The following is a 15461-nucleotide window of genomic DNA, read 5'->3' as shown; positions in this document are numbered from 1 at the left end:
GGCCTCCCTGGCGGGGGCGGCCGGGGCCGGGCTCGGGCCCTTGGAGATCGCGCCGAGCATGTCGCCCTTGGTCACGCGGCCGTCCTTGCCGGAGCCGTTGATGCCGGAGGGATCGACGCCGCTCTCGCGGGCGAGCTTGGCCACCGCCGGGCCGTTGTCGCCGGTCGGGCGCTGGGAGGCCGGGGCTCCGGCGTCGCCGTGGTTGCCGTAGCCGGCGGACGATTCCCGGGCGGGCGCCTCGGACTTCGCGGGGGCGGCCGGCTTCGGCGCCTCGCTGCGGCTCTCGGACTTGGTCTCGGCGGCCTCCTTCGGGGCCTCCTTGGCGGCGGCCTTCTTGCCGCCGCCGGAGGCCGCAGCGGCACCGGCCTCGACGATCGAGCCGAGCAGCGCGCCGGGCTCCACCGTCTCACCGTCCTTGACCAGGATCTCGCCGAGCTGGCCGGCCGCCGGAGCGTTGACCTCCAGGGTGACCTTGTCGGTCTCGAGCTCGACGATCGGCTCATCGACCGCGACCGTGTCGCCGGGCTTCTTGAACCAGCGGCCGATGGTGGCCTCGGTCACGGATTCGCCGAGCGTCGGGACGAGGATGTCGGTAGCCATGGTCTTTCGCACTTCCGGATCGGTTGGGCCGTGCCGGACGGCCTGGAATTGTTGAGGGCGGCGGCGCCCGGGCGGATGACCGCCGGGCTCCATAAAATCAGACCGCCAGCGCCTCGTTGAGGAACGCCTGGAGCTGGGCCTGGTGCTTGGACATCTGGCCCACAGCCGTGGACGCGGAGGCCGGACGGCCGACGTAGCGGGCGCGCTTCACCGCGGAGCCGGCCTGGCCGAGCACCCATTCGAGGTAGGGCTCGACGAAGGACCAGGCGCCCATGTTCTTGGGCTCCTCCTGGCACCAGACCACGTCCGCGTTGCGGAACCGGCCCATCTCGTTGGCGAGTGCCTTGAGCGGGAACGGGTAGAGCTGCTCGACGCGCATCAGGTAGACGTCGTTGAGGCCGCGCTTCTCTCGCTCCTCCAGCAGGTCGTAATAGACCTTGCCGGAGCACAGGACGACGCGGCGGATCTTGTCGTCGCGCACCAGCTTGTTGGGCGCGCCCTCCTCCTCGGCATCGTCCCACAGGACGCGGTGGAAGGTGGAACCCTCGGCCAGCGCGTCGAGCGTCGAGACCGCCCGCTTGTGGCGCAGCAGCGACTTCGGGGTCATTAGCACCAGCGGCTTGCGGAAGTCCCGCTTCAGCTGCCGGCGCAGGATGTGGAAGTAGTTGGCCGGCGTGGTGACGTTGGCCACCTGCATGTTGTCCTCGGCGCAGGCCTGGAGGTAGCGCTCCAGGCGGGCGGAGGAGTGCTCGGGGCCCTGGCCCTCGTAGCCGTGCGGCAGCAGCAGCACTAGGCCGGACATGCGCAGCCACTTGCGCTCGCCGCTCGCGATGAACTGGTCCATCACCACCTGGGCGCCGTTGGCGAAGTCGCCGAACTGCGCCTCCCACAGGACCAGGGCGTTCGGCTCGGCCAGCGAGTAGCCGTACTCGAAGCCGAGCACCGCCTCCTCGGAGAGCATCGAGTTGATGATCTCGATCGAGGCCTGGCCGTCGCGGATGGCGTTGAGCGGCGTGAAGCGCTGCTCGTTCTCCTGGTCGATCACAACGGCGTGGCGCTGCGAGAAGGTGCCGCGCTCGACGTCCTGGCCGGAGAGCCGGACCCGGTTGCCGTCGAGCAGGGTCGCCCCGAAGGCCAGGGCCTCGGCGGTCGCCCAGTCGATGCCGGCGCCGGTCTCCACCGCCTTGGCGCGGTTGTCCATGAACCGCTGGATGGTCCGGTGCAGGTGGAAGCCGGGGGGCGCCTGGGTGATCTTGCGGCCGATCTCCTGCAGGGTCTCGGCCGGCACCGCGGTGCGGCCGCGGCGCGGGTCGTCGACGTCCTCGTGCACGGCCTTGAAGCCGGACCAGCGGCCGTCGAGCCAGTCGGCCTTGTTGGCCTTGTAGTTGGTGGCGACGTCGAGCTCGCTGTCGAGCATCTGGCGGAACTCGGCCTTGCGGGCGTCCAGCGCCGGCTGGTCGAGGGTTCCGTTGTCCACGAGCCGGCGGCCGTAGGTCTCCAGCACCGAGGGATGCTTGCGGATCCGCTGGTACATCTTCGGCTGGGTGAAGGCCGGCTCGTCGCCCTCGTTGTGGCCGAAGCGGCGGTAGCACAGCATGTCGATCACGACCGGCTTGCCGAACTTCTGCCGGTACTCGACCGCCACCTTGGCCGCGAAGGTCACGGCCTCCGGGTCGTCGCCGTTGCAGTGGAAGATCGGCGCCTCGACCATCTTCGCCACGTCCGACGGATAAGGCGAGGAGCGGGAGAACCGCGGGTCGGTGGTGAAGCCGATCTGGTTGTTGATGATGAAGTGCACCGAGCCGCCGGTGCGGTGGCCCTTCAGCCCCGACAGGCCGAAGCATTCAGCGACCACGCCCTGTCCGGCGAAGGCGGCATCGCCGTGGATCAGCAGCGGCAGCACGCTGGCGCGCTGGATATGCGGCTTGGCCCACTGGTCCTGCTTGGCCCGCACCTTACCGAGCACCACAGGATCGACGATCTCGAGGTGGGACGGGTTGGCGGTGAGCGACAGGTGGACGTTGTTGCCGTCGAAGGCCCGGTCGGACGAGGCGCCCAGGTGGTACTTCACGTCGCCCGAGCCCTCGACCTCGGCCGGCGACGCGGAGCCGCCCTTGAACTCGTGGAACACCGCCCGGAACGGCTTCGCCATCACGTTGGTGAGCACGTTGAGCCGGCCCCGGTGCGCCATGCCGAGCACGATCTCGCGCACGCCGAGCGCGCCACCGCGCTTGATGATCTGCTCCAGCGCCGGAATCATCGACTCGCTGCCGTCGAGGCCGAAGCGCTTGGTCCCGGTGTACTTCAGGTCCAGGAACTTCTCGAAGCCCTCGGCCTCGATCAGCTTGTTGAGGATCGCCCGACGGCCTTCAGGCGTGAAGGAAATCTCCTTGTCCTTGCCCTCGATGCGCTCCTGGATCCACGCCTTCTCGGCGGGATCGGAGATGTGCATGAACTCGACGCCGAGCGTCTGGCAATAGGTCCGCTCAAGGATGTCGACGATCTCGCGGATCGTCCCGAACTGGAGGCCGAGCACGTTGTCGAGGAAGATCGGGCGATCCCAGTCGGCGTCTTCGGTGAAGCCGTAATGCTGCGGGTGCAGCTCCTCGTGGTCGCCGCGCGGGGCGAGGCCGAGCGGATCGAGCTTGGCATGCAGGTGACCGCGCATCCGGTAGGAGCGGATCAGCATGATCGCCCGCACCGAATCCTTGGCCGCCTGCTCGACCGACACGCCCGTGGTGGCGGCGACGCTGTCGACCGGCTTGCCGGGCTTGGGCTCCTTGGCGTCCCGGGCGACGATCTTGTCGCCGATCACCTTCTCGAGCGCGCCCCAATTGCCGTCGAGCGCCGAAACCAGTTCGCCATTCGCCGGCACCGGCCAGTTCGGCTTCTCCCAGGACGCGCCCGCGGCGTTCTTCTCGACGAGGGTCTCGTCCTCGCCCAGGCCCTTGAAGAAGGCCTGCCATTCCGGATCCACCGAGGCCGGGTTGCGGGCGTAGGCCGCCTGCAATTCCTCGATGTATGCGGCGTTGGCGCCGTAGAGGAACGAGGTTTCGAGAAGCGCTTCGTTCACGTCCTGGCGTGCCATGGTCCGTTCATCCTGTCGCGCGGGCAGGCCGGCTGCCCTGTCGGCGACCCGCTCGCAGTGCGGATCGCCCTGAAATTGACCCGGGGCGAAAGCGCGCCCCGACAAGGTCGATATGGGTGTCGCGGCCCTGCGCCGGCCGCAACGCAGGCGCGCTGGCCTCAGCCCTTGAGGACGTCGACGAGCGTCGAGCCGAGCCGGGCCGGCGACGGCGAGACACGGATGCCGGCCGCCTCCATGGCGGCAATCTTGTCCTCGGCGCCGCCCTTGCCGCCCGAGATGATCGCGCCGGCATGGCCCATGCGGCGGCCCGGAGGCGCCGTGCGTCCGGCGATGAAGCCGACCATCGGCTTCTTGCGCCCGCGCTTGGCTTCGTCCCGCAGGAACTGCGCAGCCTCCTCCTCGGCCGAGCCGCCGATCTCGCCGATCATCACGATCGACTCGGTCTTCGGGTCCGCCAGGAACAGCTCCAGTACGTCGATGAATTCGGTGCCCTTCACCGGGTCGCCGCCGATGCCCACGGCCGTGGTCTGGCCGAGGCCGGCGTTGGTGGTCTGGAACACGGCCTCGTAGGTCAGCGTGCCAGAGCGCGAGACGATGCCGACCGAGCCCTGGCGGAAGATGTTGGCCGGCATGATGCCGATCTTCGACTGGCCGGCTGTGACGATGCCGGGGCAGTTCGGGCCGACGAGGCGCGACTTCGACCCGGTCAGCGCCCGCTTCACCCGCACCATGTCGAGCACCGGGATGCCCTCCGTGATGCACACGATCAGCGGGATCTCGGCGGCGATCGCCTCGCAGATCGCGTCGGCGGCGCCGGGCGGCGGCACGTAGACCACCGAGGCGTCGGCGCCGGTGGCCTCGCGGGCTTCGGCGACCGTGTCGAACACGGGCAGGCCCAGATGGCTCGCGCCGCCCTTTCCGGGGCTGGTGCCGCCGACCATCTTGGTCCCGTACGCGATTGCCTGCTCGGAGTGGAAGGTCCCGTTCTTGCCGGTGAAACCCTGGCAGATGACCTTGGTGTTCGCGTCGATCATCACCGACATGATCAGGCTCCCTTCACGGCGGCGACGATCTTCTGGGCGGCGTCGTCGAGGTCGTCCGCCGGGATCACGTTGAGGCCGGAGCCCCGGATGATGTCCTTGCCCTCTTCGACGTTGGTGCCTTCCAGGCGCACCACCAGGGGCACCTGCAGGCCCACCGCCTTGACGGCGGCGATGACGCCGCGGGCGATGACGTCGCACTTCATGATCCCGCCGAAGATGTTGACGAGGATGCCCTTCACCTGCGGGTCGGCGGTGATGATCTTGAACGCCGCGGTCACCTTCTCCTCGGAGGCGCCGCCGCCGACGTCGAGGAAGTTGGCCGGGCTCTCGCCGTAGAGCTTGATGATGTCGAGGGTGGCCATGGCCAGACCGGCGCCGTTGACCATGCAGCCGATCGTGCCGTCCAGCGCGATGTAGGCGAGGTCGTATTTCGACGCCTCGATCTCCTTGGCGTCCTCCTCGGTCTCGTCCCGCAGCGCGACGATGTCGGCATGCTTGTAGAGCGCGTTCGAGTCGAACGAGATCTTGGCGTCGAGGCACTTGAGGTGGCCGTCGGCGGTGAGCACCAGCGGGTTGATCTCCAGCATGCTCATGTCCTTGGACACGAACGCCGCGTAGAGCTTCTCGGTGAGCGAGGCGGCTTCCTTGGCCTGGGCGCCGGAAAGGCCCAGCGCCTTGGCGACCGCGCGGCCGTGATGGGGCATCACGCCCGTGGCGGGATCGACCGGGATCGTGTGGATCTTCTCGGGCGTGTCGTGGGCGACCGCCTCGATGTCCATGCCGCCCTCGGTGGAGACCACGAAGGCCACGCCGCCGGTGGCGCGGTCGACCAGCATCGAGAGGTAGAACTCCTCGGCGATCTGGGCGCCCTCCTCGATATAGAGGCGGTTGACCTGCTTGCCGGCCGGCCCGGTCTGGATCGTCACCAGGGTCTGGCCGAGCATCTCGCCGGCGTAAAGCTTCACCTCGTCGATCGACTTGGTGACGCGCACGCCGCCCTTCGCACCCTCCGGGGCGCCTTTGAACGTGCCCTTGCCGCGGCCGCCCGCGTGAATCTGGCTCTTAACGACCCAGACCGGGCCGCCGAGCTCCTTGGCGGCGGCCTCGGCCTCCGACGGATCGAAGATCGGAACGCCGCGGGAGACCGGCAGGCCGAACTCCTTCAAGACGGCCTTGGCCTGGTATTCATGGATGTTCATCGGGACCTCATACGGAGGAGCGAGTAGGGGGTAGCGAATAGCGAGTAGCTTCTAGAGTGCGATAGGACCTCGGCTGGGTCACCAATCGCCAAACCCTATTCGCTATTCGCCCCGTGATCAGGCGAGATTGGCGTCGACGCTCTTGCAGGCTTCGATCAGGCCGGTCACCGAGGCGACGGACTTCTCGAACATCGCCTTCTCGGCCGGGTCGAACGTGACTTCGATAACGCGCTCCACGCCGCCGGCGCCGATGACGATCGGCACGCCGATGAACATGCCGGTCACGCCGTACTGGCCGTCCAGATAGGCGGCACAGGGCAGGACCCGCTTCTTGTCGCGCAGGTAGCTCTCGGCCATGGCGATGGCGGAGGAGGCCGGCGCGTAGAAGGCCGAGCCGGTCTTGAGCAGGTTGACGATCTCGCCGCCGCCCTTGCGGGTCCGCTCGACCATGGCGTCGAGCTTCTCCTGGGTGGTCCACCCGAGCTTGACCAGATCCGTGAGCGGCACGCCCGCGACCGTCGAGTAGCGGGTGAGCGGCACCATGTCGTCGCCGTGGCCGCCCAGCACGAAGGCGGTGACGTCCTCGACCGAGACCTTGAATTCCTCGGCCAGGAAGTGGCGGAAGCGGGCCGAGTCGAGCACGCCGGCCATGCCGACGATCTTGTTGGTGGGGAGCCCCGAGAATTTCTGCAGGGCCCAGACCATCGCGTCGAGCGGGTTGGTGATGCAGATCACGAAGGCGTCCGGGGCGTAGGCCTTGATGCCCTCGCCCACCGCCTGCATGACCTTGAGGTTGATGCCGATCAGGTCGTCGCGGCTCATCCCGGGCTTGCGCGGCACGCCGGCGGTGACGATCACCACGTCGGCGCCCTTGATGGCTGCATAGTCGCTCGCGCCCGCGTAGGTCGCGTCGAAACCCTCGACCGGGGCGGCCTCGGCGATGTCGAGCGCCTTGCCCTGCGGCACGCCGTCGACGATGTCGAACAGCACCACGTCGCCGAGATCCTTCAGGCCAGCCAGGAGGGCCAGGGTGCCGCCGATCTGGCCGGCACCGATGAGCGCGATCTTGTTGCGAGCCATGTCGGATCAACCTCCGCTGCGTGTCGTCTTCGGTGGGATCGGCGAGGCGCCGGGACCGTCCACTGGTCGGTGCCGGCGCGGGATTCGCCGCTCTGGAATCTGCGCGGTTGTGTGGCCGAAAAGCCTCGTCGCTTCAACCCGATGGACCGTTGCAGACTCGGCCGGGCTGGCCCGGGCCTGACGTGGAGGGCGCAAGCCCGGGCGACGAAACGCCAATGCGGCGAGGCTTTTAGGTGCACTGCACCCGGCCCCGCCGGTGCGGCAAAGCTCAGATAACAGATCCGAGATCCTGTCATTTCAGGAATTTCAGGGCCGTCGAACTCGCTGAGCCATAATGCACCATCATGGCCAAAAACGCGAAAGGCCCGGACGCGATGTCCGGGCCTTTCGAAGCGTTGTCGACCAACACTGGAGTGTGGTCCGTCCTCAGAGGATCCCAGACCGGAGAACCCGCTGGATCGCGTGGATGACCGCCCCGAATCGCGCCTCGATCAGGTCCCGCGGTACGTCGGCATCGTGCTGAATCGCCAGCGGATGCGTGAAGCGGTAGCTCGCATCGAAGATGTAGGCGATCGCCCGCTCCCGGTCCCGGGCCGAAAAGATGCCCGAGGTGATTCCCTCTTCGACCACCCGCTCGACGAGGCTCCGCAAACGGACCCGGTGCCGCCGGGCGATCGGCCGGGCCGACACCGTGGCGTCGAGATGGACCGCAAACAGGTTCGGCTCGTCGAACAGCGCGTCGCGCTGCACCGTGGCCAGGGCGGTGAGCAGCCGCTCGATCTTGTCGTCGGCCGGGTCGGGTGCGTCGGCGATGCCGGCGAGTCGGGCTTCGACCTCGCGCAGCCAGCGCCCTGCCACCGCGTCGAGGAGCGCGTCCTTCGACGGGAAGTAGCGGTAGACGTTGGCGTGCGTCATGCCGGCTTCCGCCGCCACGGCCACCACCGTCACGCGCTTGGGCCCAAGGCGGGAGAGGTGTTCGGTGGCGATGCCGAGCAGCCGCACATCGGCCGCGACCGGCGCGCGGGGACGCGACGGGGTTGCCACCTCGCCGGTGTCGCGAAGCGCGTCACTGGCGGTCGTGTCGCTTGCAGGAATCTTGGTCTTTGCGCTGAGCGCCTCGTCCTTAGCCCCGTCGGATTCTGGCTTAAGGAACGGAAGCGGAAGGCGGGAGGTGGACAGGTGGTAGGGCGAGACGGACCCCCATCAGACCGGCGGAAGCGTCCCGGCGCTTCGCGTTGACGTTACGGCTTCCCCCCGGGAGCCCGTTGACTTAGCGGATTGGTACCGCTTGCACAGGGTATGGGTCAGTTCGGCTTGAGAACGCAACAAAATTTTCTTGGTTATCACCGCCTCTAGAAGCGGTCCTTCCACGCACGCAGTGCCACAAACACCGCTTCCGGATCTGTGCCGGCTCCGAGTTCGACTGATCTAGCCAGGGCAGGCAGGCTGCTGCGCAGGAACGGATTGGTCGCGCGCTCCGCGCCCATGGTCGAGGGAATCAGGAAGCGTCCTTCGGCCTTCGCACGGTCTGCCTCCACTTTGCGCGCCATCAGGTCGCGATTCTCCGGGTCCGCCGCCAGTGCGAATCGGGCATTCGACAAGACGTAATCGTGGCCGCTGAAGACGCGGGTCTCGTCGGGCAGTTGCTCGAACCGGCGCAGGGAGCGCCACAAGGTCTCGGGCGGGCTCTCCATCACCCGGCCGCAGCCGAGGGTGAACAGCGTGTCGCCGGAGCAGACGAGGCCGGCCTCGGCGAACCAGTAGGTGACGTGGTCGGCGCAATGGCCGGGGGTCTCCCAGACCTGGGCCTTGAGCCCGCCGACCTGCACCGTGTCGCCCTCGCGGACCGTGATGTCCACCTCCGGCACCGCGCCGCCCGCCTTGGCGGGGGCCACCACCCGGGCTCCGGTCGCCCGCTTCACTGCCGGGATGCCCTCGATGTGATCGCCGTGCCGGTGGGTGACGAGGATGTCGGTCAGGCGCCAGCCGGTCTCGTCGAGGGCCTTCAGGACCGGGCCGGCCTCCGGCACGTCGATCGCCGCGCAGGCGCCGGTGGCCGGATCTCGGATCAGGACCCCGATATTGTCGCTGCGGCACAGGAAGGTTCGGATCTCGGTCTCGGCAGCCATCGGATTCCCTCTCCCGGGGCTGCGACACTGCACCGGCGCGTCGCAGCGCGAAACGTCAGCCGTGAACCGGCGGCAATCGAGCGGGTTCCTTCGCCGGGGGGATCGATGGCGCTTGCGGCGCGCATCGCGTCTCACCATTGAGGTTGATCATCGTCCCGGGCTCGGTGTCCTGTTCGTCCATGCGTCTCGACGTCAACGGCCTGCGCGCCTTCTATGCCAGCCCCCTGGGGGCCGAGACGCACCGCGTCGTCGCCCGCGCCCTTCACGGGTTCCTGGGTTCGGTCTCGGGCCTGCGGGTCCTCGGACTGGGCTACGCGACGCCGTATCTCGGGCCGATCCACTGCATCGCCGAGCGCACCCTGGCGTTCATGCCGGCGACGCAAGGGGTGGTGAACTGGCCCGGCACCGGCCGGTCCTGCACGGCTTTGGCCGACCCGACCATGATGCCGCTGCCCGAGGCCGCCATCGACCGGGTCGTCCTGGTCCACGCGCTCGAATCGGTGGAGAGCCCGACGGAACTGCTGCAGGAGGTCTGGCGCACTCTCACCCCGGGCGGCCGGATGATCCTGGTGGTGCCGAACCGGCGCGGCGTCTGGGCCCGGCGCGAGGCGACGCCGTTCGGCCACGGCCAGCCCTACAGCCGCTCGCAGCTCGGCCGGTTGATGCGGGACACGCTGTTCTCGCCCGAGGGCTGGGCCGAGACCCTGTACATGCCGCCGGTGCGCTCGCGGCTGATGCTGCGCACCGGTCCCGCCTGGGAGCGGCTTGGCTCAGGCTTGGCCCTGCCCTTCGCCGGCCTGCACGTGGTCCACGCGACCAAGCAGCTCTACCGACCGATCGCGGTCCAGCAGGTGCGCCGCGCCCGCCGCCTCGCCCCCGCGCGGGTGCTGGTGCCCGCGCCGTCGCCGGGCTGAAGAGCGATAGGCTGGTCGTCGGAGGCCTGTTGGGCTAGGCGGCGGCCCTGATGAGCATCGATTTCACAATCCAGCAGTTCCTGCTCGCCTTCTCGGGCCTGATCGCGATCGTGAACCCGATCGGCGGGGCCTTCATCTTCGCGCAGGTGACCACCGCCTACAGCCATGCCGAGCGGGTGCTGCTGTCGCGCAAGATCGGCGTCTATGCCGCCCTGGTGATGCTCGGCGCCCTCTGGGCCGGCACACCGATCCTCAACTTTTTCGGAGTGACCCTGGCGGCCCTGCGGATCGCGGGCGGACTGGAGGTGATGTCCTCGGCCTGGACCCAGCTCAACCGCCCCGAGGCGCGCGAGGCCCGCAAGCAGGCCGAAGCGTCCGGCTCGAAGGACCGCGGGGCGACGACCCTGATCGAGGCGAGCCGCGACCCGGCGCCGGCGCCGTTGGCCGAGATCGCGTTCTTCCCGCTGACCCTGCCGTTCACCACCGGGCCCGGCACCATCGCGGTGGCGATCAGCTTGGGCGCGAACCGGCCCGCCGCCTACGCGGACCGGTTCGGCTTCTATCTCGGCGTCACCTTGGCGGCTCTCGTCGTGGCGCTCGCGGTGGCGCTGATCTACGCCTCGGCCGACCGGGTGGTGGCGTTGATCGGCCCGGCCCGGGCGCGGGTGACCGGCCGCCTGTTCGCGTTCCTGCTGCTCTGCGTCGGGACCCAGATCCTGATCACCGGCCTGACCGACGTGTTCGCGCCGCTACTCGCAGCGCGCTGATCCGCGCCTCAGATCACCGGCAGGGTGTCGAGCCCGCCGAACAGGGCCGCGTGGCCCGCGTAGTAGAGGAAGAGGAAGAGCGCCAGGGCGGCCCCGTACCAGGCCGGCGCCAGCACCACGTGGCGGGCCCGGACCGCGATCCGGACATCGTCGGCGGCGATTGCCATCAGCACCACGATGATCCCGGAATGCCCGATCGCATCGACCTTGCCGAACTCGAACACCGCCGAGACGAAGATCGCGGCCAAAATGATCGCCGATGCGCGCCGCACCAGCGGGGTCCAGAGCAGCGCGAAGGCCAGGGTGAACTCGATGACGCCGGCTGCCTGCATGAACAGTTCCGGGGTGGCGCCGAGCGTCATCTGCGGCTTGGCAGCGATTAGCGGCGCAGTCCATTCCGGATAGGCCCACTTCTCGATCGACGCCCACATCAGCGTGATGGCGGCGGTCCAGCGCACGATGTCGAGCGGGCGCACGCCGAAGGGCGAGAGGTCCAGGCCGCGGCAGATCAGGTAGACGGCCACGCCCAGGAAGATCGGGTAGTCGGCCAAGTGGAAGACGCCGTATTGCGCCGTGGCGAAGCTGAACAGGAAGACGATGCCCAGGCCGGTGAGCGGCATGGTTCGGCGCCAGATCAGGCCGGCGGCCAGCGCGAGCTGGAACCACGGGATCCAGGCGACGTCGGTCTTGAGTTCGGGGGTGAGGATGATGCCACCGAGTTCCCAGAGCGAGACGAAGAAGAAACCCAGCGTGGCGCGGACCAGCAGCTCGGTGTCGGTCCGGACCCGGGAGGTCACACGATCCAGCGCGTTGAGCAGGGCGCCGCCCAGCGGCGTGCCCTCGGCCAGGCACCCGAACATCAGGCACACCAGAGCCAGGACGGTGAGTCCCTCGAAGTTGGCGCACAGCACCTGCTCGAGGCCCTGGGGCTGCCCGGCGACGTCGTAGGCGCAGAACCACTTGACGTGGGCCTGGGCCTCGCCGGTGGCCGCGAGGCTCGCGGCTCCGGCGGCGGCGAGAGCGTATCCGGCTGACGTGCGCTTTGTCTTGATTGGTAGCATCGGAGCCTCACCGGTGCATGTCGACACCGTGGTTACCGCTCTATTTAGATAGGTTAATAGGCTTCTCGCCAATGGTTTATTAACGAATATGAGTGGAAGGTTAACGCTGTGGATTTCAAGCGTTGCCGAGCCGCGCGCCGGTCCCGCGATGGCCTGATCCCGGATCCGGAAACGGCAAGCCATCCGCCGTCCTGAGCCTCACCGGCAACCGCAATCGTGTTTCGAGACGGGATCTGAGGACGCGCCACCAGCGGTGGCGTCCCAATACGCCTCGATGACCAAGATGTATCATCCGAGCATTTGGCAATATTTAGCCTAAGATCCCGCGTATATTGACGTGTGCTAGATATATAAATTTGAATAAATACGTATTTAAAATCGAAGATGATGGAATTTTATCGAAGAAAGAGATATTTTTTGCGAACTGAGTCTGAGAAATTGCGATCATACGCACGGATAAGCTGTCAACAGTTCGGATTATAGGCTTGCCTCTGGCGCCGCGCTGGGCGAACTCTCGCTCCTGCGCGACGCTGGCCAGACGACGAACTGACGCGGTCCCGCCGCGGCACCGGGCCGGCAACGGAGTGCGAGGCGTGACGAGGGCAAACATTTCGGGTCCCGACCTGTACGGCGCTATGCCACGGCGGGGCCACATCCGGTTCCGCCATCCCGCGTCCACTGCGCCACTTTGCGGGGATCGCCGGCCATCGGGCGGTGGGCGAGCGATCGGCCGATGCCTGGGCGGACGTCCGGCTTGAGCGTGCCCGGCCCAAGCGCCCAAAACCGCGGCCCCGCTCTCCCGCCGTCACGAGGCCCGTTCACCGCGTCCCGGTCGGCGATCGACCGTGCGCAGACAGGCGGCCCGGCTGCCCGCCGGACGAGCCCGGATCGACGATACCGACCCTGAAACCCCTGCAGGACCGTCCCGGCCCGGCGCAGCAGCGCCCGCGCGGACGCCGACCTGCGCCCTTCAACCCGAGGAGACTTTCATGACCGACGTCACGCAGCTCAAGGTTCCGGCCTGGTACACCCCGTCCGAGCTTCAGGACATCCAGCAGGATCTGCTCGGCCCCGGCAACACCAAGGTCCTGATCCTGTGCCTGGGCGGCAAGGGCGGCGTCGGCAAGACGACCATCGCGTTGCAGATCGCGGATCTCTGTGCCGAGGTCGGGCCGGTCCTTGCGGTCGACACCGACCCGGCCAACCGGCACTTCCACACGGCGCTGATGCGTGAGACCGACCCGGGCAGCCAGAGCTTCATGCCGCGCCGTCCGGGCGTGTCCTGCTTCCGGCAGCGCCTGCGGGCCGAGGACTCCACCGGCCGCGTCGATCCGACCCTGGTCCAAGACCTGATCGAGCGCGTGTCGGACGCCGCCGAGCGCTTCGTCGTGGTCGACTTCCCAGCGGGCGACACCGAGACGACCCGGCGCAGCACCGAGATCATCGTCGAGAGCTGCCGCGAGGAGAAGATCCGCCTCTGCGTGGTCGTGGCCGCCGGCGCCGTCGATCCCACCGCCCTCGACGTGCTCCGGGAACTCCGTCCGCTGCTGCTCGAATGCGACCGGGCGATCCTCGCCAAGAACACCGCCCAGGCGACCAACTTCGATTATCTGGAAGCCTCCGACGTGGTGCGGCAGCTGCGGGCGCAACCGAACTTCCGCGCCACCGAGATCGAGCGGATCGGCGAGCGCCTGATCGAGGCGCTGCGGATCCAGCACACGACTTGGCTGGAACTGGCGACGACCGCGCCGATGCGCCTGCGCGTCGAGGGCCGGCGCCTGCGGCGCAACTTCCACACGGCCTGGCGCGAGGCCTTCCGTCCGTGAACAACCTCGAGCGGTTCTACCGGACGGTCCACGGCCGGGAGCTGCTGCCCTGGGAGCGGCAGCTCGCCGTGCGCGTCGCGGCCGCCCTCAACACCACCACAGACGACGATTTCGTCGTCCACCTGCTGCTGCTCTACAACGCCACCCACGTCATCAGCGAGATGCACAACGAGTTGGTCGCCGCGCGGGACGCCTTGTTCCAGGGCAACCGGGACCTCGCCTTGGACCTGTCGGTCGAAGTACGGCGCAACACCCGCACGGTCTACGTCCTGCTCGGCGTGCTGGCGGCGAGCCTGCTGGGCAGCGTGTGGATCATCGTCAGCCTCGCGAACCTCTCCCATCGCTACGCGGTCATCGAGGCTCGCGTCGGCGTCGCGCCGGAAGCGACCGAGCGGCGCGCGATCGGAGCGCCGCAGCCGGGGCTGGCGCGCTGACGGTCGCCGTCGCGAGCCTATCGGGGCTCGGTGTTGGGCGGCAGACAACGCGATGCGTCTCCGCGGCTTGGATGTTGCCGTCGTGCCAAAGCAACCCGCTCGTCGTTCCGGGCTCGCCTGCGGCGCCCTGGAATGACGCGGTGATCTACGCTGCCGCCGTCACGGCGCCGGGACCGCGGTGGTGAATGATGCCGTCGTCAGGTCGGGGGCCGCCTCGGTCGAGAGCGTCTTGAGGAACGCCAGCAGATCCGCGCGTTCCGTCGCGCTGAGATGGAGCGGCTTGATCGCCCGGGAGCGGCTCGGGCGCTCGATCCCACCGCGGTCATAGAGGTCGATCACCGCCTCCAGGGTCGCCAACGAGCCGTCGTGCATGTAGGGGGCCCGGCGGCCGATCTCCCGCAGGGTCGGGGTCTTGAAGGCGTAGCGCAGGGCGACCGATGTGGGCTTGAAGCGGCCCCGGCCGATATCGTTGCCGGTGCCGACTCCGATGTCGTGGAACGAGTTGTCGGTGAACGACCAGCCGGAATGGCAGCCGGCACAATCGGCCCGGCCGTTGAACAGGTCGAAGCCGCGCTTAGCCGGCTCGCCAATGGCGGCCTCGTCGCCGGCGATCCAGCGGTCGAACGGGCTCGTCCCGGTCACGATCAGGCGCTCGAACGTCGCCAGCGCCGCTTCCAGCCGGTCCCGGGTGATGGCGGGATCGTTGAATGCGGTGGCGAAGGCGACCGCGTAGCTCGAGTCGGCGGACAGCCGGGCGAGCGCATCGGCCATCGGCAGGTTCATGTTGGACGGCGAGATCATTGGCATCGCCGCGACGGATTCGAGGGTCTTGAACTTTCCGTCCCAGCCCATCGGGCCGTCCTGCCAGGCGATGTTGATCAGCGTCGGCGTGCGCAGGTCCATGTCGCCCTGCATCCGCGTCGCGGCGCGGGCGCGCCCGTCACCCCAGCCGAGATCGGGGAGATGACAGGTGGCGCAGGCCCGGGTGCCATCGCCGGACAGGATCGGATCGAAGAACAGGCGCCGGCCCAGGTCGGCCTTGGCGGCCGAGTAGGGGTTCTCGTCCGGGAACGGGATCTCGGCAGGCGGCCGATAGGTCTCGCGCCAGCCGGCCCGGCGCGGATCAGCACCGCCGCCGAGTCCAGCCGTCACACCCACCAAACCGAGAAGCCCCGCGATCGCGGCGCCGACCTTCCAAGCCATCACCGACCTCACTGGCCAGCATTAGGCCGGTATTCGTTGATGACCGATGAATCTTCGTATGAAGACTGAAATTGGTGGCCGTATTAGCCCGCACATAATGTCGCGTCCCGGCGCCTC

General features: G+C 68.3%; 13 protein-coding genes. 4 read left to right on the top strand and 9 right to left on the bottom strand.

Annotated features, from left to right (window positions below; genetic code table 11):
• From FV242_RS05510 to gloB, 7 genes are all read right to left on the bottom strand, one after another.
• The coding region (locus FV242_RS05510; protein ID WP_187278335.1) for a biotin/lipoyl-containing protein at positions 1-600 on the bottom strand (600 nt) is incomplete at its 3' end.
• 97 nt (positions 601-697) lie between these two features.
• Entirely contained in the window at positions 698-3688 is a 2991-nt protein-coding gene (locus tag FV242_RS05505; protein WP_147938197.1) for a 2-oxoglutarate dehydrogenase E1 component, read from the bottom strand.
• Positions 3689-3846: 158 nt separating this feature from the next.
• Positions 3847-4731: a succinate--CoA ligase subunit alpha gene (gene sucD / locus FV242_RS05500; RefSeq protein ID WP_147907336.1), complete on the bottom strand. Its 885-nt coding sequence runs from the start codon at positions 4729-4731 to the stop codon at positions 3847-3849.
• A gap of 2 nt (positions 4732-4733) precedes the next feature.
• The gene (gene sucC, locus FV242_RS05495) at positions 4734-5930 is read right to left on the bottom strand and encodes an ADP-forming succinate--CoA ligase subunit beta (protein WP_147907335.1); all 1197 of its coding nucleotides are present in this window, start codon (positions 5928-5930) and stop codon (positions 4734-4736) included.
• Positions 5931-6047: 117 nt separating this feature from the next.
• A complete protein-coding gene (mdh, locus tag FV242_RS05490; protein WP_147938196.1) occupies positions 6048-7010 on the bottom strand; it encodes a malate dehydrogenase in 963 nt (320 codons plus the stop codon).
• A 426-nt stretch (positions 7011-7436) separates the two neighbouring features.
• Positions 7437-8054 carry a TetR family transcriptional regulator gene (locus FV242_RS05485; RefSeq protein WP_238261510.1) on the bottom strand — a complete coding sequence of 206 codons (618 nt, stop codon included), beginning with the start codon at positions 8052-8054 and terminating at the stop codon, positions 7437-7439.
• Between the two features lie 308 nt (positions 8055-8362).
• Entirely contained in the window at positions 8363-9139 is a 777-nt protein-coding gene (gene gloB, locus FV242_RS05480; RefSeq protein ID WP_147938195.1) for a hydroxyacylglutathione hydrolase, read from the bottom strand.
• Between the two features lie 179 nt (positions 9140-9318).
• Here gloB and FV242_RS05475 point away from each other — a divergent pair, with 179 nt between their 5' ends.
• On the top strand, positions 9319-10053 hold the full coding sequence (locus FV242_RS05475) for a methyltransferase domain-containing protein (protein ID WP_147907332.1): 735 nt from the start codon (positions 9319-9321) through the stop codon (positions 10051-10053).
• Between the two features lie 50 nt (positions 10054-10103).
• A complete protein-coding gene (locus FV242_RS05470) occupies positions 10104-10820 on the top strand; it encodes a MarC family protein (RefSeq protein ID WP_147938194.1) in 717 nt (238 codons plus the stop codon).
• 8 nt (positions 10821-10828) lie between these two features.
• On the opposite strand, the gene FV242_RS05465 is transcribed toward FV242_RS05470, so the two are convergent.
• On the bottom strand, positions 10829-11881 hold the full coding sequence (locus FV242_RS05465) for a hypothetical protein (RefSeq protein WP_147938193.1): 1053 nt from the start codon (positions 11879-11881) through the stop codon (positions 10829-10831).
• Positions 11882-12870: 989 nt separating this feature from the next.
• On the opposite strand from FV242_RS05465, the gene FV242_RS05460 reads away from it, so the two are divergent.
• Positions 12871-13707, top strand: coding sequence for an ArsA-related P-loop ATPase (locus tag FV242_RS05460; RefSeq protein WP_147907329.1), 837 nt, complete (start codon positions 12871-12873; stop codon positions 13705-13707).
• A complete protein-coding gene (locus tag FV242_RS05455; protein WP_147938192.1) occupies positions 13704-14141 on the top strand; it encodes a hypothetical protein in 438 nt (145 codons plus the stop codon). The genes FV242_RS05460 and FV242_RS05455 overlap by 4 nt, the downstream gene beginning before the upstream one ends.
• 159 nt (positions 14142-14300) lie before the next feature.
• Here FV242_RS05455 and FV242_RS05450 read toward each other — a convergent pair whose 3' ends face one another.
• Positions 14301-15344: a cytochrome-c peroxidase gene (locus FV242_RS05450; RefSeq protein WP_147907327.1), complete on the bottom strand. Its 1044-nt coding sequence runs from the start codon at positions 15342-15344 to the stop codon at positions 14301-14303.
• Positions 15345-15461: the final 117 nt, after the last annotated feature.

Source organism: Methylobacterium sp. WL64 (assembly GCF_008039945.1).
In the GTDB taxonomy this organism is placed as follows: Bacteria; Pseudomonadota; Alphaproteobacteria; order Rhizobiales; family Beijerinckiaceae; genus Methylobacterium.
Note: the sequence above shows the minus strand (reverse complement) of the source record. Positions and strands in the feature narration are given on the sequence as shown.

Bases quoted from the DNA above. Each gene is read 5' to 3' on its own strand.
- FV242_RS05505 (WP_147938197.1), bottom strand. From the start codon at position 3,688: ATGGCACGCCAGGACGTGAACGAAGCGCTTCTCGAAACCTCGTTCCTC.
- gloB (WP_147938195.1), bottom strand. From the start codon at position 9,139: ATGGCTGCCGAGACCGAGATCCGAACCTTCCTGTGCCGCAGCGACAAT.
- FV242_RS05460 (WP_147907329.1), top strand. From the start codon at position 12,871: ATGACCGACGTCACGCAGCTCAAGGTTCCGGCCTGGTACACCCCGTCC.
- FV242_RS05465 (WP_147938193.1), bottom strand. From the start codon at position 11,881: ATGCTACCAATCAAGACAAAGCGCACGTCAGCCGGATACGCTCTCGCC.
- mdh (WP_147938196.1), bottom strand. From the start codon at position 7,010: ATGGCTCGCAACAAGATCGCGCTCATCGGTGCCGGCCAGATCGGCGGC.
- FV242_RS05475 (WP_147907332.1), top strand. From the start codon at position 9,319: ATGCGTCTCGACGTCAACGGCCTGCGCGCCTTCTATGCCAGCCCCCTG.
- sucC (WP_147907335.1), bottom strand. From the start codon at position 5,930: ATGAACATCCATGAATACCAGGCCAAGGCCGTCTTGAAGGAGTTCGGC.
- FV242_RS05470 (WP_147938194.1), top strand. From the start codon at position 10,104: ATGAGCATCGATTTCACAATCCAGCAGTTCCTGCTCGCCTTCTCGGGC.
- FV242_RS05450 (WP_147907327.1), bottom strand. From the start codon at position 15,344: ATGGCTTGGAAGGTCGGCGCCGCGATCGCGGGGCTTCTCGGTTTGGTG.
- sucD (WP_147907336.1), bottom strand. From the start codon at position 4,731: ATGTCGGTGATGATCGACGCGAACACCAAGGTCATCTGCCAGGGTTTC.